At 63.6% G+C, this 18,420-nt stretch carries 12 protein-coding genes; 8 read left to right on the top strand and 4 right to left on the bottom strand.

Annotated elements, in window-relative coordinates; translation table 11 throughout:
- Positions 1-51 precede the first annotated feature (51 nt).
- A complete protein-coding gene (locus U5N23_RS20225) occupies positions 52-1,089 on the bottom strand; it encodes a tripartite tricarboxylate transporter substrate binding protein (RefSeq protein WP_322594539.1) in 1,038 nt (345 codons plus the stop codon).
- 314 nt (positions 1,090-1,403) lie between these two features.
- On the opposite strand from U5N23_RS20225, the gene U5N23_RS20220 reads away from it, so the two are divergent.
- The 3 genes from U5N23_RS20220 to U5N23_RS20210 all read left to right on the top strand — a co-directional run bounded on the left by U5N23_RS20220 (position 1,404) and on the right by U5N23_RS20210 (position 11,900).
- Positions 1,404-2,315 carry a LysR family transcriptional regulator gene (locus U5N23_RS20220; protein ID WP_179679813.1) on the top strand — a complete coding sequence of 304 codons (912 nt, stop codon included), beginning with the start codon at positions 1,404-1,406 and terminating at the stop codon, positions 2,313-2,315.
- A 125-nt stretch (positions 2,316-2,440) separates the two neighbouring features.
- Positions 2,441-11,581 (top strand): JAB domain-containing protein, encoded by a 9,141-nt coding sequence (locus U5N23_RS20215; protein ID WP_322594538.1) that lies wholly within the window; start codon positions 2,441-2,443, stop codon positions 11,579-11,581.
- The gene (locus tag U5N23_RS20210; RefSeq protein WP_322594537.1) at positions 11,541-11,900 is read left to right on the top strand and encodes a hypothetical protein; all 360 of its coding nucleotides are present in this window, start codon (positions 11,541-11,543) and stop codon (positions 11,898-11,900) included. The genes U5N23_RS20215 and U5N23_RS20210 overlap by 41 nt, the downstream gene beginning before the upstream one ends.
- Here U5N23_RS20210 and U5N23_RS20205 read toward each other — a convergent pair.
- Both U5N23_RS20205 and U5N23_RS20200 read right to left on the bottom strand, forming a co-directional pair.
- Positions 11,893-12,207 (bottom strand): hypothetical protein, encoded by a 315-nt coding sequence (locus U5N23_RS20205; protein WP_322594536.1) that lies wholly within the window; start codon positions 12,205-12,207, stop codon positions 11,893-11,895. The genes U5N23_RS20210 and U5N23_RS20205 overlap by 8 nt on opposite strands.
- Entirely contained in the window at positions 12,173-13,303 is a 1,131-nt protein-coding gene (locus U5N23_RS20200) for an IS630 family transposase (protein WP_322594535.1), read from the bottom strand. Before U5N23_RS20200 ends, U5N23_RS20205 begins: the two co-directional genes overlap by 35 nt.
- Before the next feature lie 113 nt (positions 13,304-13,416).
- Here U5N23_RS20200 and U5N23_RS20195 point away from each other — a divergent pair, with 113 nt between their 5' ends.
- On the top strand, positions 13,417-14,526 hold the full coding sequence (locus U5N23_RS20195; protein ID WP_322594534.1) for an IS5 family transposase: 1,110 nt from the start codon (positions 13,417-13,419) through the stop codon (positions 14,524-14,526).
- Positions 14,527-15,043: 517 nt separating this feature from the next.
- On the opposite strand, the gene U5N23_RS20190 is transcribed toward U5N23_RS20195, so the two are convergent.
- Positions 15,044-15,451 (bottom strand): hypothetical protein, encoded by a 408-nt coding sequence (locus tag U5N23_RS20190; RefSeq protein ID WP_322594533.1) that lies wholly within the window; start codon positions 15,449-15,451, stop codon positions 15,044-15,046.
- A gap of 413 nt (positions 15,452-15,864) precedes the next feature.
- On the opposite strand from U5N23_RS20190, the gene U5N23_RS20185 reads away from it, so the two are divergent.
- From U5N23_RS20185 to U5N23_RS20170, 4 genes are all read left to right on the top strand, one after another.
- Positions 15,865-16,860 carry a hypothetical protein gene (locus U5N23_RS20185; RefSeq protein ID WP_322594532.1) on the top strand — a complete coding sequence of 332 codons (996 nt, stop codon included), beginning with the start codon at positions 15,865-15,867 and terminating at the stop codon, positions 16,858-16,860.
- A complete protein-coding gene (locus U5N23_RS20180) occupies positions 16,857-17,156 on the top strand; it encodes a hypothetical protein (RefSeq protein WP_322594531.1) in 300 nt (99 codons plus the stop codon). The genes U5N23_RS20185 and U5N23_RS20180 overlap by 4 nt, the downstream gene beginning before the upstream one ends.
- A 16-nt stretch (positions 17,157-17,172) precedes the next feature.
- On the top strand, positions 17,173-17,475 hold the full coding sequence (locus U5N23_RS20175) for a hypothetical protein (protein WP_322594530.1): 303 nt from the start codon (positions 17,173-17,175) through the stop codon (positions 17,473-17,475).
- A 607-nt stretch (positions 17,476-18,082) separates the two neighbouring features.
- Positions 18,083-18,420, top strand: a 338-nt coding sequence (locus U5N23_RS20170) for a hypothetical protein (protein WP_322594529.1), incomplete at its 3' end; no start/stop codon positions are given.

Below are 18,420 nucleotides of genomic sequence, written 5' to 3'. Positions count from 1 at the left end.
AATTCGAGAGAAGGGGTGAAGGCGCGAAGCGACTCAGGGGGTTGTACCGAATTAATCAGCAGTGATGTTGGAGCGGGCAGCCACGGCGCGCATCGTCGGCAGCTCGCGCTGGATCAGCTCGCTGGCCGCAGCGCCGCTGCTGAACGCCGGCTCCATGCCTTGTGCGGTGAGCTTGGCCTTGGTCTCGGCGTCGGCCACGGTGGTGGCCAGGGCCTTCTCCAGCTTGGCGCGCACCTCGGGCGGCAGGCCCCTGGGTGCGGCCACCACCAGCCAGGTGTCCAGGTTGATGTCGGGGTAGCCCGCCTCGGCCAGCGTGGGCACGTTGGGCAGCAGCGGCGAGCGCTTGGCCGTGGTGACGGCAATGGCCTTGATCTTGCCGGTCTTGAGCTGCGGGATGGCGGCGCTCACCGTGTCCACGGTGAAGGGCACCTGCCCGCCCATCAGGTCCGTCATGGCCGGGGCGCTGCCCTTGTAGGGGATGTGCGCCATCTTCAGCCCCGTGGCCTGCAAGATGGTCTCACCCGCGAAGTGCGAGGTGGTGCCGCTGCCAAATGAGCCGTACGAATACTTGCCCGGCGCTGCCTTCACGTAGTCGACGAACTGCTTGACGCTTTGCACCGGCACCTCCTGGTTGGCCAGCAATATCAGCCCCGTGCGGCCCGAGATGCCGATGGGCTCGAAGCCCTTGACCGGGTCGTACGGCAGGTTGCTGCGGATGGCCGGATTCACCGTGAAGGTGGTGCCCGAGCTCATGAGCAGCGTGTACCCGTCCGCCGGCGCCTTGCTCACGTAGCTGGCGCCGATGATGGTGCCCGCCCCCGCGCGGTTCTCGATCACGATGGGCTGGCCCAGCGCCTGGCCCATGCGCAGCGCGATCACCCGGCCCAACACATCGGTGGCGCCACCCGGCGGGAAGGGGATCACCAGTGTGATGGGCTTGGTGGGGAATGCGGTTTCGGCCGCCTTCGCGGGGGCACTGAACGCAGCCAGCGCGGCCACGCTGGCCAGGCCAGCGAACAGCAGGGCGTGCAGGCGGTGGGCACGCGCAGGGTTGGATCGGGTGGCAGACAGCGGCATCGGTGTTTTCATGAACAGCATTCCTGAAAGAGAGGTCGGTTGGTCGTCAGCGTCACATCCACGCCATGCAGCCATGGTAGGACCCGGTATTGAATGCAACAAGCGCAATGTTTAGAATTGTCGATTGCCGAAACGGCAATTGAACCAGATGCCCCCTGAGTCGCTTCGCGCCTTCCCCCTCAGGGGGACGCCCCCAGTGCCCGCAAGTGAAACGTCGCATGCGCGAGGGGCGGCCCTTGCGCGTGGGCACTGGCTCTGGCCGCGCCAGTTGCATGGGCTGCGGGCAACGCATAGCGCGATAGATAACTGAACCGACAGGAGACCCCATGGCCAGCCACATCCTGCAAGAGACCGCCGTCCGCTACTTCCTCGAAGTGGTGCGCGCCGGCTCCGTGAAAGACGCCGCCCTGCGCCTCAACGTGGCGCCCTCCGCCGTGAGCCGGCAGGTGGCCCGGCTGGAGCGCGAGATGGACACCCTGCTCTTCGAGCGCCAGGCGCGCGGCATGGTGCCCAATGCGGCAGGCGAGCTGCTGGCCGCGCACGCCAAGCGCGTGCAGCAAGACAACGAGCGTGTGCTCAGCGACATATCCGCCCTGCGCGGCCTGCGCAAAGGCTTTGTGCGCGTGGCCAGCGCGGCCGGCTTTGCCTACGACCTGCTGCCCACGCTGATCGCGCGCTTTGGCGAAACGTATGAGGGCATCCGCTTTCACCTGGAGATGTGCGCCCAGGGCGACGTGCCGGGTCGCATCCGCGACGGCGAGGCCGACATCGGCATCACCCTGAGCGGCCTGCCCGAGCCCGGCATCAAGCTGGAGCTGCGCCACCCCTGCCCGGTGCTGGCCGTCATGTCGCGCCGCCACCCGCTGGCCGCGCAGCGCCAGCTATCGCTCAGCCAGGTGGTGGCCTACCCGCTGGCGCTGCCCACGCCGGTCAGCTCCATCCGCCAGCTGCTGGACACCAGCTGCAGCCGCCAGGGCCTGCAGTACGCCACCGCCATCACCAGCAACCACGCCGACTCGCTGGTGAGCTACGCCGCCACCGCGCCCGAAGCCATCGCCTTCTACGGCGAACTCTCGGTGCGCACCCGCCTGCAGTCGCTGGAGCTGGTGGCCATTGCCCTGCGCGACCGCGAGATGAACGAGCGCTACCTGGAGGTGCAGACCCTGGCCGGCCGCGCCCTGCCGGCCGCGGGCAAGGCGTTTGTGCAGTTCCTCACCGAGCACATCAAGGCCGGGTAGCGGCGGGCGGGCGGGCGCGTGGGGGTTGCCCCCCCGCCCTGCTGCATATATGCCGGCACTCCCCAGCGGCTGATCCGCGCGCCAGAGTGGTCTCGTACCACCAACCTCCGCGCGGAGCCCTTTCCATGAACCTGTACGAACTGGCCTCGCAAGACGAGGCCTGGGGCGCTTACGCCCTCGATGACGGCAACACGCCCTGGTCCGCCTGGCCTGCGGACCCGCCCGCCTCCATGCCGCCCAGCCCAGTACCTCTTGACGCAGCCCTGGATGCTGCCGCCCGCGAATACGGGGTGGATGCCGATGTGCTGCGCGCGCTGGGCCCTGGCGGCTCGGTCGATTCCATTTTCGGCACCGCAGCCTCGCTGCGCTCGCGCCTGGAGGCCTTAGATGGCGACTACGCCCAGGCCCTGGCCTCCTACCGCCGGGACGAAGAGGGCAACGCTGGCGATGCCTTGGCGGCACCGGCCGCTGCACCCCTCTCGCCCCCAACGCAGGCCGATGCGCAGGTGCCCGCCCCGGGGCCAGCACCGGCCCCCTCGGCACGGCCCCGGCCCGCGCGGCCCCAGGCAAGCACGCCCGTGCCGGGGGCGCCGCAACCGCAAGCCTCAAGGCCAGACCACCCCCCTGCCCCGCCAGACGGCAGGCTGGGGGCCGCCGACGACCCGCGCAGCCTGGTGTACCGCCAGGCCCCGGCAGCGCAGAAGCCTTTGGTGGATGAGGTGAAGAGCCAGTTGGCGTCGGGCGCAAAGACCCTGGCCCAGATGCTGCCGGGCACCGGCGCTGCCGCACGATGGGTGGCCACCCAGCCCGAGGCCACCGCCGGCAAGGCCACGCCAGCCAGCGTTGGCAGCGTGCTGGAACGCGCCGCACCGCCTGCGGACCTGCCCGCCGCCAGCTTTGCCCCGGTGCGCCCCGAGGTGCGCCAGGCCTTTGGCAACGCATGGAACGCAGCCAACCCTGAAGACCGCCAGCGCATGCAATCCCTGCCCGGGTGGCAGGGCCAGCTCGCACGCGAGCGGGCGGGACTCTTCGCACGGGCAGACGAAGGCGCCCTGTCGCGCTCGCCCACCGGAGCCCTGTTCGACACCCGCGCCGAAGGCCGCACCAAGGCATTGATCGCCAAGGGCGAGCACCCCGACTTCGCCCGCCGCGCAGCCCACGAGGGCGCTGCCGCAGGTGTGGCGCCCGGGCAAGAGATCAAGGCCCTGGGCGGCACGGTGCAGCCCTCCACCTACGACTTCGACACCAAGAACCTCTTCGACCCCGACCGCCCCGCCAACCTGCTGAACAACGCGGTGGTGCGCGGCGTCGCCAAAGGCGGGCTGGGCCTGGGCAAGGGCGTGGTGGGCCTGAGCCAGGCCATCGAAGACCTGACCGGCGCAGACGATGCAACCCGGCAGCGCACCGCAGACCGCGCCACCTCCTTGCGCGGCATGGAGCAGGCCATTGGCGAGCGCGGCACCCAACTGCAGCGCAACTTCGAAGGTGCCGTCAGCTCCATCACCCAGCAGTTACCCATGCTGGTCACCGGCAGCTTCGTACCGTCGCAGTTGCTCAGCATGGGCGGCATAGCGGTGCAGTCGTTCGGCCAGGAGTACAGCGACGGCAAATCGCGCGGGCTCGATCCGCAGCAGGCAGCCGGGCGCGCAGGCGCATTCGCCGCCTTCGAGGTGATCGGCGAGAAGTTCGGCTTCAAGGGCAACATGGAGGCCATCCGCAAGGCCAGCGCCGGCATGCACGGGGATGCGCTGGCGAGCTTTCTGGCCAACCTGGTCAAGAAGGAAATCCCCGGAGAAGTGCTCACCACCACCGGCCAGTTCGCCGTGGACAAATGGGCCCCCGCCGGCATGGCGCTGAACCCGAACGCCACGCTGGGCGACTACGTCCAACAGCTGGGCGACACCATCACCCAGACCGTGATGCAGGGCGCAATGATGAGCGGGGGACGGCGCGTGCTGGGGGGTGGTGTGACGCAGCCCGCACCGCGCGTACAGGACCAATCCACCGCACCGCACGCACCCCGGGCCGGTGAAGGGACCTATGAGGGAGGCACCGGCAACACCACCGCCCCCACTCCAGCGCCCTCATCAGGCTCCACGGCGCCAGCAACGGGCTACCACGGCGAGCCCGTGCCCAACACCACCCAATGGTCGGACGTAGCCGCCGCCGACAAGAAAGCCCGAGCCGAAGCCGAGATACTGCGCCAGGCCGAGGCCTTGCCGGCACTGGATGCTGCAACCGGCGCGGCGACCACACCAAGCCCTGCCGCCCCATCGGCCACGCCCACGATGCCCATGCCGGCATCGACGGACGGCAACAGCAGCGGCACACAGCAAGGCGCCAACGCCTTACCGCACGGACAGGTCAACAGCGATGCAGATCAGGCAGAGACAGCCACCCAGGCAAGCGCCGCCGATCCCGCAACCAATGCACCCGGCACCCCAGCTCCGGCCCCAACGCCTTCCGCTGCGAACGCTGAAGCCGATGCCAGCGCCGCAGCCACAGACATAGCGCCAGCCACTACCCAGCACGGCTCGGCCCGCCACACCGCAGCATCCCAGATCCAGCCCCCGGCCCCCGCGCCCATAGATGCACAGATCCAGGCCCTGGACTCCGGCATGCTCGTCGTCGGCGGCGACCAGGCCACCATCTTGGCGCACCTGCAGGCCGGCGGCGTGCGCGGTGCCGAGCCATTCGCGGGCGTGACCCTGGTCCCCGTGGACCAGGCGGCACTGGCACAACGGGTCTTGCTTCGCCCGTCGCGCGCTTTGGCGCCATCAGGCCAGTCGGCAGGTCATGCATCGGTGTCTGCAAATAGCGACGGGACTACTGCGCGAAGGCCCGTGCGCGACACATCTGGTGAACGAGGATCCGGGCCCCATACTGGGGATCATCGCCAGGGGCATTCCCGCTACACTTTCCGTGATGACGACGTCCCCACCCGCCCTGCCCCATCCGTTGACCGGCATGACACGGATTCCGCCTCACCAGAACCGGTCGCTCCTGTCAGTGCGCGAGTCGGAGACACGCATGGATTACTACGATCCGGGCGGGCCGTTGATCTGGGAGTCGGACGAACAGGACGCGGTGGACGGGGCGACTTTGGCCCTGACAGAACTGCCGCAGATACCTCAAGTCACGGCAGTGGCCGCTTTTACCTCCACGAGCCCGCCCAGCCCGACGATGGATACTCTGCGGGCACCGCACAACCAGCCAGAGCAACTGCTGGCGGAGCGCGCCGTGGAGGGGCGGGCCAAGGAGGGCCCGCGGCACCCCGGGCCACTCTTGTGGGACTTGGAATCGCCGAGCGCGTCGAGCTTGCCGGCAGCCAGGCCCTTGTCGGTGAACGGGTAGATTCTCCAGAGCAACTGGCAGAGCTTGCGCAGGTCTACCGGGATCCCCGTTACGAAACTTTCCGGGTCTTTTTCGTCAAGGACGGCGAGGTAGTGCACGCAACGGGCGTGAGTTCACGCCTGCCCGATCAGACACCGATGGTGCCTGCAGGCATGACCGAAGCCCAGTACCTCGCGCAGTTCCGAGAGGGCATGCGCCGAACCGGGGCGCAGGGCTACTACATCCTGCACAACCATCCATCGGGCAATCCAGAGCCGAGCGCGCAGGATCTTGAGCTGACGGAGCACCTTGCCCGGCAGGTGCCCGGCATGCTCTCCCATGTGGTCATCAATAGCAACAAGTATGCGGTGATCACGCCTGGGGATGCGGCGCGTGCAACTGCGCCTGCAACGATGGTGCGCTTGAAGTATTTTGGGCCAGACCGCCTGCTGCAAGCCAGCAAGCCCATGGCTGCACTGGGCCAGACCATCCCATCGCCGGATGTTCTGGCGATAGTAGGCAAGTCCATGCAAGGGCCCGGTTGGATGACCTTGGTGGGAGTAGGTTCCGACGGCCATGTGCGGGCCATTGCCGAAGCACCTTCAAGCATTCTCTCGCGCAGCCCCGCCTACCTGGCGGCCACGGTGCGCCGATTCGTTCGGATGTCGGGGTCTGCCGAAGTCTTTGCCGTAGGCGAGGCTGGAGACATCAACAACAGTCCGGTTCGCCACGCTGTCGAAGCTGGCATTCTGCGAGACGCCGTGACCGACCTTGGCCAGTCCCTGGCGAATGGAGGGAGGACAACCGCAAGGCCCAGCAACAGTGCGCAGTTTCGAGAGGCGCCGGAGCCTGTCCCTGTGCGTATGCAGATGCAGCGCGACGGCACGCTGATGGTCAAAGGCGACCCCGCACAGTTGCAGGAGCGCCTGCGCCAAGGCGGCGTGGACCGCGTGCTGCGGCGCGAGGGCGGCGTGCTCGTCGGGCTTGACCAAGTAGACAAGGCACGGCAGTTGCTGGGTGCACCCCAACCCCACCCTGCGCAGATAAGCGAAGGCGCAGACACTGCAGGATCGCCACCCATCAATGCCCTCCACGCCAGTTCGGTCGCCTTCGAATCGCCCTCAGCCACCTCAGTTGCATCATCAAGTGACGATGCTCAACGCGAATCCAGAATTCAGGAACAGGCGCGCATACTGCAAGGAGCACCTGTGGCTGTGCTCAAAGGCAACGAAGCGCCTCACGGGTATCCGCTCCTGCGCGACTGGGCGGTGAGACTGTTCCAAGGCTTCGGCAACAAAGCCACGAACAGAGAAATTGGTCAGGTGGTGCTGGACGAACGGTCGGTGCGCGACTCAATGGCACACCGCATGAATCCTTACAAGGCGGTGGCGTTCGCCGCAGCAAGACAGGTGGTGGAGCATGGTGCTCTCGTACTGAGCGCACAGCACAGTCGCGACACCACGGACCACTTCATCAGCGCGCCGGTGAGCATTGCAGGGGTGGAGAACATAGTCACCGTGCTGGTTCGTACAACGCCGAACAGCCAGCGCATGTACCTGCACAGTGCAATCACAAAAGAAAGCCTCCTGAAGTCCGGTAATTCCGGGGCCGACACCGTGGACGGTGTGGAGCGATCCGGCAATGCAACTTCAGGAGACGTGGCCAGTGTACTTCGCAGGTTGTTGACGGTCAACGTAGAGGTGCCAGTTGCCAGCATCTCCAAGCCTTCACCCCGCAATGCCACATCCAAATTCAGTACGCACAGCGGTAACCACGCACCAGGGCTATCTCTTGAACAGGTGCAGCAGCTTGTGCAGCAGGCCTTGTCGGGGCTCCGCAACCCGCCACCAGTCGACGTCGTGGGGCGGAGCGAAGAGGCTTGGGTCGGGGCGCCGGAGGGTGTAATGGGCGCGGCGCTGCCAGAAGAGGGCCGGATCGTGATCGTCGCTTCGGCTCACCAGAACGCCGACGCGGTGGCCGAGACGCTTTTCCATGAAATGTTCCATTTGGGAGTGCGCAATGTATTGCCAAGCCGCGATTATGTGCAGTCCATGCTGGACTTGGCAAAGCGCGACAGACGGGTGCAGCAATACGCGATTGAATGGAAGGCGAAAGCGCCGGATGCTCCGCATCAACTGCGCGTGTTGCGTGAGAGGGGCCTCACCGGAACCGAGCTGACTGCCCAATACGAGGCCCTTGCCATCGAAGAGGGTTTGGCGGTAGTGGCCGAAGAGCTTCGCGCCCAGAAGCTGGCGGGCACCCGTCTGGGCATGCGCATCCGAACGCTGGCCAACTGGCTGGCCAGCGTGGCGGACCGCATGGGCATGGGGCGGCTGGCCGCTTCGATCCGAGCGATGAGCTACAACGAGGCCGAGCGCTTCGTGATGCGCGCCATCGACCAGGCGGGGGCAGTTGGCGCGGAAGCTTCGCACACCGGGCAGACACGGTTCAGCACCCGCAGCGCGCAAGATCCATCGGCCGGCCTTCAAACTGATGACAAGAATGATGGCACGCAGATCCACTCCATGCGCATGCAGATGCAGCGCGACGGCACGCTGATGGTCAAAGGCGACCCCGCACAGTTGCAGGAGCGCCTGCGCCAAGGCGGCGTGGACCGCGTGCTGCGGCGCAAAGGCGGCGTGGTTGTCGGGCTCGATCAGGTGGACAAGGCGCGGCAGTTGCTGGGCGGCCTGCAGCCTGCGCAACCTCACAATCCTGCACCCAGCCAAGGCAAGCTCGTTGCAGAGAGCTATCGCAGCGGCTACAGTGATGCCGATGGACGCGTTCAAGAACCTACACAGCCTGACGACGGCCGAGGACCAACAACTGGTCGATCCAGTGCTTCCACCGCTGACAGCGTGCGGGGGGCGGGTGATGCCATACCGCCTCGAACCGCCACTCTCGTGGGACTTGGAATCGCCAAGCGAATTGAGCGTACCGGCAGTCAATCTCTCGTCGGGCAGCAAGTAGACAGCCCCGCGCACCTGGCCGAATTGGCCCAGGTGTATCGCGATCCCCGGTTCGAGACGTTCCGGGTTTTCTTCGTCAAGGATGGCCAGGTGGTGCATGCCACCGGCGTCAGCGCGCGGCTGCCGGGCGAAACGCCCATGGTGCCGGCCGGGATGACCCATCCTGAGTACTATCAAGAGTTCCGAGACAACATGCAGCGCACTGGGGCTGATGGTTACTATGTGCTACACAACCATCCATCTGGCAACCCCACGCCCAGCGGGCCGGACCTGGAACTTACCAAGACCCTCGCCGCGCATGTGCCGGGCCTGCTGGCCCACGTTGTCATCAACAGCAACAAGTACGCCGTGATCGACGCTGCGAACCAGGGCAGTGAACCTGCCAACATGGTGCGCTACCAAGACTTCGGCGAGGACAGGCTGCTCAAGGCCAGCAAGCCCATGGCGGTATTGGGCGAGAGGATCGCAGGATCGGACGACTTGGCCATCGTAGGCAAGTCCATGCAGCGGCCAGGCTGGATCACGCTCATCGGCACCGGCGCAGATGGCAAGGTGCGCGCGATCTCCGAAGCGCCAGCCAGCATCCTCACGCGCAGCTATCCCTACCTGGCGGCCACCGTGCGCCGCTTCATGCGCCAGTCAGGCTCGGGCAGCGTTTTCGCGATAGGCGACGCGGGCGACATAGGGTCCAAGCCTGTGCGCGATGCACTGGCCGCCGGCATCCTGCATGACGCGCTGCCCGATGCAGGGCGCACACTGCACCAGCAGGGCGTGCATACGGGCGGCAAAGGCTTCTCGCTGACCCGGGGGCGCCGGGTCGCCGAGGGCGAACCTGGGTCGAGCGCCCCAAGCGCCGTGAGCATGCACACGCAGCGCGACGGCACGCTGATGGTCAAGGGTGATCCAGCGCAACTGCGCGACCGCCTGCGGGGTGGCGGAGTGGACAGCGTGCTGCTGCGCGAGGGCGGTGTGGTCGTCGGGCTCGACCAGGTGGGCAAGACGCGGCAGTTGCTGCAGCAGCAGCCGCCACGCACCTCGGCCTCGGCGGACCACTCTCTGCCCTCCCCCCTGTCGGGCCAGCAGTTCAGCCGCAACGCATCAGCAAGCAAAGCCGAAGATGGACCTTCGCCTGCCAGCCGCTACAGCACCCGTTCAACGCTCCCCAAGGCGGAGCTTTCGCTTGAACGCATCGACCAGGTGATCCAGGAGACTCTTGCGGGGGTTGCTGGTGCGCCACCAGTCAAGGCCGTGGGCAGCCCCGGAGATATCGGACTCGTCGTGCCTGCGGAAGTAATGGCATCGGGCATTACCCTCGGGAGTGGGGATATCTATGTGTTCCAGTCGGGCGTGGGCTCGGACCTGGACGTGCGGCTGGTCGTTTTCCATGAACTGCTCCATCGGGGTGTGCGCTTTCTGGTGCCACGCGCTCAGTACGTGCAGACCATGCTGGACTTGGCGGCAAGGGACACGCGGATTCAGCAGTATGCCAATGAATGGAAGCGCACCGGCATCGTGCCACAGCAGCGCGAACAACTTGCGCGCCTTGGGTACAAGGGCAGTGAACTGCAAGGGCAGTTGGAGGCGATGGCCATTGAGGAAGGCCTGGCGCGGATATCCGAGGAGCTGAATGTCGATTTGAGCATGGGAACGCGCTGGAAGCCATCGCGCATCCGAGCACTGGCGCAATGGTTGGCCACCGTGGCTGACAAGGCAGGCATGGCCAAGCTGGCGCGGGCCATAAGAGCCATGACCTACAACGAGGCCGAGCGCTTTGTGATGCGGGCAATCGAGCATGCGGGGCGCAAGGATGGCGATGCCCAAGGCAACAGCCAAGCCCGGTTCAACACCACATCCGCACACCAGTCGCAGGGATCGGGTGCAGCCGGTGCAGGTACGTTGCAGTTCTCTCGAACTGCAGCGACCAAAACTGCCTACGAGGCCCGAATCGATGCATTGTTTGCGGAAGCGCCAGCAAACAGAATCGGCGTCACTGTTCTGGACTCGTCTGACATGCTGGGTTTGCTTGGATACGCGGCAACACCACTGTACTTGCAGGAAAGCAAAGTCTTGCAAGGACAGTTCAAGCATCCCCACATGACTGCTGCTGAGTGGATGAAGGTACCGCAATGGCTGGAAAGCCCAGCTGCGGTTTTTGATTCGGATACCGTTGCAGGAAGGCTGGTGGTGGTCGCCCCAGAGACAGTGCAAGGCTCGCATGTACTCATGGTAGTAGAGCCTGATGCGGAAATCGGCTCCGCGGCGTTGCGACTGCATTTGCTGGTCAACGCATACGACAAGGACGACGGGCCGCCGCCCTATGGCCGCTGGTTACGGGACGGACTGGCGCGTTATGTCGACCAAAAAAGTTCCCGACTATCTTGGCGCAGGCTGGGCTCCGATTGCCCAGTACGGCGGTCCAAAACAAGCCGGGAACACCGCGTATTTTATCGGAAAAGCACTTGGCTGGCTACCGCCGCGCACAAGGCGAAGGCCCTGGCGCGCGTCGAGGCGCCCACACCAGTCAGGGCCTGCCCTCCAAGCCCGCCACCGTTCAATCGATGCGCGCTGCAGTTGCCAGGCTCACCAACAGCATGGGCCTGCTGGCCAACGGCCTCGGCCGCGTGGTGGTGGCCACTTCGGCCGACATCCAGGCGCACTGGGAGCCCTGGTCGGCAAGGTGGACATGGGCCCGCCGGATTCGGGCTTGGCGCAAGGTTTCTACGACTCCAACACCCACACCGTCTTTCTCATCGCCGACCACATCGAAGCCGGCCAGGAAATGGCCGTGGCCGCGCACGAGCTGGTGCACAAGCATGGCAAGGCGGTGCTGGGCGAAGCGGGGTGGAGGCAACTGCACGAAGTGATCGGCAGTTGGGCGAACAGGCCCGAGGGGAGCCTGGAGCGGCGGGTCCACGACGAGGCCATGGCGCGCGTGCGGGCTTCGCGGCCGGCCGGAGCGGATGAGACCAGCTACAGCAGTGAAGAGCTGTTCCCCTACGCCGTACAGGTGGCCATGGAGCTGGGCGTGGAGCCTTCGTCCATGCGGCCCGTCACTTCGGTGCAGGGCTGGCTGGCGCGTGCGCTTGAGACGCTGAGCAGGGTGTGGACCACGCTATCGAATCGGCCGGACTTGTTTGATAGCCAAGACCTGGTGGACCTGGCATTTGCCATTGCACAGCAGGAAAACCCGGCCCTGGCTGACGGGCTGGAGGGAGTGGTAGCGACATTCAGGCCCGATGAGGTCAGTGAACTAGTACAACATCCCGTAAATAGCTTTACGTAGTAGGCTCGAAGTATGGCCCAAGTAAGGAGACCACCAAGTCGGCAACTGTGGCTAGATCTCCGCTGCCGGGCAAGGGCTCCCATCGACCCGTATGGCTGCGGAATGCGGCTGAGTAGGAGTTGCGCGCAAGTTCGGTCAGGCGTGCGATGGTGTTGATGCTGTCATCGTTGTCGTCACTACCCTTGCTGTGCATCTGAATCAGCAAATGCTTGCCATAGGGCCTGACGTGGGCCAGATGGTGACCGGTGAGCGTGGCGAGTTGGCGTTGTAGCTCAGCGGCCTTTCCTTGTGCTTCGAACGTTGGCATGGTGTTTGAACCTCAGAGGTTCGCCGGTTTGTAGCTCAAAGCCGGCGAATGTCCATTTGAACGGCTTGGGCGCTTTGTTGCGTTGCGCCATGAAGGCTTCGGTGCGTTCACGCAATTGTGCTATCGATGAATGGCTGGCGTGGCGCAGGACATTGCGCGCGTAGATGCCGAACAGCAGCTCGATCTGGTTGACCCAGCTTGCATGCAGCGGCGTGAAGTGAAAGACAAACCGATTGTTGTGTCGGGCGTTGAAGTCCTCCCATACCGATTGGGCGCGATGGGTGTTCAGGTTATCCCACACGATATGAACTCGCTCCTTGGGATAAGCCAGAGCGAGCTGCTCCATGAAGGCCACAAGATCGGCCTGGGTACGTCGATCCGTGCAACGGCCTATCACGCGCCCGCTATGCACGTCCAGTGCAGCGATGAGGGACTGGGTGCCATGGCGGATGTACTCGAACTCGCGCCGTCGCGCACGGCCCGGCCCTGGCGCGTGGTCTGCGTGCTTGCGCTCGATGGCCTGGATCCCTGTCTTCTCGTCGACCGATAGCACGACAGATCCTTTGGGAGCCTGGCGGTACAGCGCGCAGATCTCGTTGACCTTCTGGCGAAACTGCGGATCGGGGCTATGCAGCCACTGCCGTACACGATGCGGTCGCAAGTCGCCTGCCTGCAGGATGCGTTGCAGGTGGCTGCGGCTGATCTGCGTGACCACGCCACGCTGGACAGCACGCTCTACCAATTCATCGAGTGTTGGTGTCGAGCGCCCCTGCACCTGGGCGGGCTCGCAAGCGAGCGAGAGCAACTGCAGGCGCTGTGCGGGGCTGATACGTCGGGGCCGCCCAGTGCGCGCCACCTCGTCCAAACCCTTGAGGCCTTGCCGGGCCAATCGAGTGCGCCAATGAGAGACGGTCTGCGTGGAAACGCCCACCGCTTGCGAGATGGCCGTCGTCGAGGCACCCGCGTGGCACATCAACGCGATCTTCGCTCGAACCACTTGGCGCTGCTCAGCAGTGCCTCGACGGATCAATGATTCCAGAGATTTACGATCTTCTTTCGATAGCTTGACCGTCTGTGCTTGCCGTCCTCCACTCATGCATAGGAGATTACCCCATATTCTGAGTGCGAAAGTAGGCCAAGATGGAACTACCGGGAACCTCTAAAAACCTCCCCGCCTGATGCCACCGCAGCCAACGCGACAATCACCGCATGAGCAAACCCAAAGCGCAAGCGCGCAGCGCCATCAAGCTGGACCTCTTCGCCGATGCCGCGCGCAAGCACAAGATCGAGACCTTGGGCGATCCCCTGCAGGTCATTGCCCGGCACATTGACTTTGACGAGCTGACGCGGGTCATTGATCAACTGCTGCCCCGAGGGGATGCCGCCAAGGGTGGACGTCCGCCGTATCCCACTGCGGTCATGGTGCGCATTCTGATCCTGAAGTATCTCTACAAGCTCAGCGACGAGCAGATGGAATACCAACTGCTTGACCGCATGAGCTACCAGCGCTTTTGCTTGCTGGCCGATAGCGCCAACGTCCCAGATCGCAACACCATCTGGCATTACCAGCAGCGCCTGGGCGTTGATGGCGTGGCGGCCCTGTTCCAGGCAGTGGACGGCCAACTGCTGCAGCGCGGCTACCTGGCGCGGTGCGGGCATATCATCGATGCCACCCTGGTGCCTGCACCCATCCAGCACTTCACAAAACAAGACAAAGAGCAGTTGGAGCAGGGCAAGATCCCCAGCGACTGGAACGAGGCCAAGCGCAGGCAAAAAGACCTGGACGCCACCCATACCAAGAAGCACGGCAAGGGCTACCACGGCTACAAGCTGAGCATCAGCGTGGATGTGCGCCACAAGTTCATTCGCAAGATCACCACCGGCACAGCCAGCGAGCACGACAGCACGCACTTTGATGAAGTGCTCGATGAGCACAACACCAGCTGCGATGTCTATGCCGACCGTGGCTACCCCAGCGAACAGCGCAGCGAGATGCTCAAGGTCTTGGGCTATCGCGAGCACATCCAGCGCAAGGCCAAGCCGGGCAAACCCCTGAGCGAATGCCAGAAAGGGCGCAACAAGCGCATTGCCAAAACCCGAGCCCGGGTGGAGCACCCCTTTGCCCAGATGCGCCACATGGGCGGCAAGTTCATCCGCACCATTGGCCAGGCACGCGCCACGGTGGCCATGACCATGATGGCGGTTTGCTACAACCTCAAGCGTCTGGCCAAGTTCGTGGACGACGGGGTGGATGCGTTCTACAAAGACAAGGGAATGCCCTCAAAGACCGAGGTGCGCCTGCAAGGGGCCAATGGGTGAGAAATGGGGCAAGAAATGCCCAAAAAAGGGGGAAATTGCTCAAAAAATGAGCCTCATCCGAAGCGCTCAAGCCGCCTGCGCCTGTGACTGGCTGAAAACAGCGGTTTTTAGAGGCTCCCTACCATTTATCGACAGACCGCGACATTCCCTGGCGGTGTTTGGCCTCCACTTGATGGGACAGACGTTCCATGGTCTCGCGTGGATTGGACCGATCACGGGTATCTGCCAGAAGAAGAGAATCCCCATCCAAATCCTCACGGCCATCAGTACTACTATGGGGAGCCTCTTAAAACCCCTGATTTTTCAAAAACAGCGCACCTAAGTCATTGATTCATATGGGCGAAAATCTGGAAAATTGAGGTTTTTAGAGGCGCCCTATGATCCCGTGCAAAAGAAGTGGCGGAGCGGATCAGCAACATTTTTTTGGGGGCACTGAATCATGAATGCGTGGCTCGGGATCTATGTGCGAAGGAGTGAAAGGGATGCAGTGTTTCCCATTCATACAACCGGTCTTCGCTCATTGGGAAATGAGATTTTTGAAGAGCAGAGACCACAAAACTTTGCGGCGCCAGGACTCAGGGACGTGCGCTTCAACTTCGGTCCCGTGAAGGAACATCTGCGCAAGTACTTGCCCCAAACCGAACGTGACCTTGAGTATGGCGGCATATCTGGACCCGTGTTCGCCTCCTACGATCATTGGGTCTGGATGGCCGATGTCTATGACGATGACGATGCCGAAGATGTGGCTGCCGATGCCATCATGCAATTGAGCCGTTTCGAAACGGAGATGGGCTGCGGTGCTGAACCAACTGGATTTCTGGGCGCTGATGCTCATCCCCGACAGCGAGCGCCTCGAAACGTTTGGTGCTATGGATGCCAATGCTGCGCTAAAGTTGTTGCGCCGAAGTGTGGCGAACTGGGCCACTTGCGAGGGCTTTCTGGTCACGAGCTTGCCGCGCGGCTAGTCACCTGACCGAATAGAAGCGCACCGTCGATCTGAACGACCGGCCCGCGAATGGCCGAGGCCGCGCACGAGCTGGTGCACAAGAGCGATGGCACACTGGCGGTCAAAGGCGACCCCGTACAGCTGCAAGAGCGCCTGCGCCAAGGCGGCATGGAGCGCGTGCTGCGGCGCAAGGGCGGCGTGCTCGTCGGGCTCGACCAGGTGCGGGCAAGGCGCGGCAGTTGCTGCAGCAGCCACCACGCGCACAAACATCCGCAGGCCCCTCCCCCACAGGCCAGCAATTCAGCCGCAGCGCACCGCCTTCGCCAGACCGCCCCTCACGGGCCAGGGGCCTGCCCTCCAAGCCCGCCACCGCTCGATCCGTCTGCGCCGCAGTGGCCAAGCTCACCAACAGCATGGGCCTGCTCTCAGAGGGCCGCGGCCGCGTGGTGGTCGCCACCTCGGCCGATATCAAGGCGCACTGGGAGCCACTGATTGGCGAGGTGGACATCGGCTCGCAGGACACGGGACTGGCGCGGGGCTTTTTTGACCAGGACACCAACACCGTCTTGCTCATCGCCGACCACATCGAAGCAGGCCAGGAGATAGCCGTGGCCGCGCACGAGCTGGTGCACAAGCATGGCAAGGCGGTGCTGGGCGAGGCGGGGTGGAAGCAACTGCACGAGGTAATCGGCAGTTGGGCTAACAGGCCAGAGGGAAGCCTGGAGCGCAGGGTCTACGACGAGGCCATGGCGCGTGTGAAGGCCTCACGGCCAGACAGTGCAGATGCAGCCGCCTACAGCAGCGCAGAACTGTTCCCCTACGCCGTTGAAGTGGCCATGGAGCTGGGCGTGCAGCCCACGGCGCTGATGCCCATCAATTCGGTGCAGGGGTGGCTAGCGCGCGTACGGGAATCGCTGCAGGCCGTGCTCGGCAAGCTGACGGGGAATCCGCAGGCTTTCGATGGGCAGGATCTGGTGGACCTGGCGTTTGGCATTGCGCAGCAAGAGCGTGCAGCCACTGCTTCATCGCAAAACGATCTTGCGAGCCCCACGGGCAAAGCAAGTTCTTCTTCGCCTTCCCGGTCTCTTCCCATCCAGATGAGCCGCAAGGCAGGAGACGACAGCGCCGGTGCTTCTCCGAAAGGCCCTCTGGGAACGGAGAAAAATCCTCGACCGGTCCCATACAACGAAGAAGACATTGAGGTTCGGATGTCGGAAGATGACCCGTTTAGCGACGACATTGCTTTGCCCGTTGACGGGGAATATGTTGCCTTTGCAAACATAGACGATACGAAAGACGGTCCTCGTTTGAACATTGGTAAGACGGCGCAAAAAAATCAAAAGAATACGTCAGAATTGACGGCCATGGATTCACAGAGGCGATATTGAGAAAAGTAATTTCCTATTACATAAAAACAAAAGGAAGCCCTCCTATTGGATTACCAGGCAATCTAACAGAAAGCAATCTTGAAAATTTTCAGAAAGAATTCGACAAACATCGCAAAAGCAATCACAATGGAACGAAAGAAGATTGGGCTCAGGCCGCCATAAGAGACATATCATTCGGGAAAGCCAGAGAAAAATTGGGATATGGAATTTTTGAAATTGAATTATTAGAATACACTAATATCAACGGCATTAAAAATATCCCTAGAAAAGTGAATATTATTTCAAGACCCACCTGATTTTTAAGAAAATATTATGACTAAGATCGATACCATAGAGATTTTTGGAGCCACCCTCGGAAGGGATATTTCCCAGGAGGGGGGTAGCTGCGGTGACTACCTTGATGTGTACAATCGTTATCTTGACGAGGTAAAAAAGATCATGCCCATGGGCAGTGTATACACTAATAAATTTGTATTATTTCTTCTTGGCTGGAATGGCGATCTCGGAAACACGATGTCTTTTATTGAATATGTTGTCAAAGGAGGGGAGGATATAAATTTGTGGTTAAAGGAGTCTTATAAATCTGAGTGGAGAAGGCGCCCTCCGACATCCTGAAGTTTTGCACGCCGGAATCAGCAACCGGCACAGCGACGGCAACAGCAGTGGCACACCGCAAGGGCAGGCGGACACAAGCCTCAGGCATCCGGCGTTCCAGCACCGGCACCAACACCTACCGCCGCAGATGCTGAAGCCGACCGCCAGCGCCTCAGACACAGCGCCAACCAACCTCCAGCACGGCTCAGCCTGCCACACCTCAGCGGCCCAGGTCCAGCCTCCGGCCCCCGCCTCCATAGACGCACAGATTCAGGCCCTCGACTCCGGCACGCTCGTCGTCGGCGGCGACCAAGCCACCATCCTCGCGCACCTGCAGGCCGGCGGCGTGCGCGGTGCCGAACCATTCGCGGGTGTGACTCTGGTGCCCGTGGACCAGGCGGCACTGGCACAGCAGGTGCTCAGCCGCCCACTCGCTGCACAGGCAGGCCCAAGTGGCACGCAGGCGGATCGTGGGTCTCAGCGCGCATCGGCAACGGCCACCTTGCCCCGGGCCAGAACTGCCGCACAGCTTGCGCCCGCCGCGACCCAAGCGCCGACGGCTGGCGGCTCCACCGCCAGCCCCAGCCCAGTGGGCGCCAGTGCTCCTCGTACTGAGGGGCCGCATGGCTTGCCCACCAGCGCTGCAGCGTCTCAGCCCGCGCCCGTCATAGAGATACAGCGCGACGGCACGCTGATGGTCAAGGGTGACCCCATACAGTTGCAGGAGCGCCTGCGCCAAGGCGGCGTGGACCGCGTGCTTCGGCGCAAGGGCGGCGTGCTCGTCGGGCTCGACCAGGTGGGCAAGGCGCGGCAGTTGCTGCTGCAGCCGCCGCCACGCACCTCGGCCTCGGCAGGCCCCTCCCTGCCCTCACTGCCCTCCTTGCCGGGCCAGCAGTTCAGCCGCAGCGCACCAGATCAGAACTCCAAAGCCAAGGATTATCTCTCCCACCCGCCCAGAGTGACCAG

The sequence above is a fragment of the Acidovorax sp. genome (assembly GCF_034519795.1).
Classification (GTDB): domain Bacteria; phylum Pseudomonadota; class Gammaproteobacteria; order Burkholderiales; family Burkholderiaceae_C; genus Acidovorax.
This window is presented reverse-complemented; position numbering and strand designations above follow the sequence as displayed.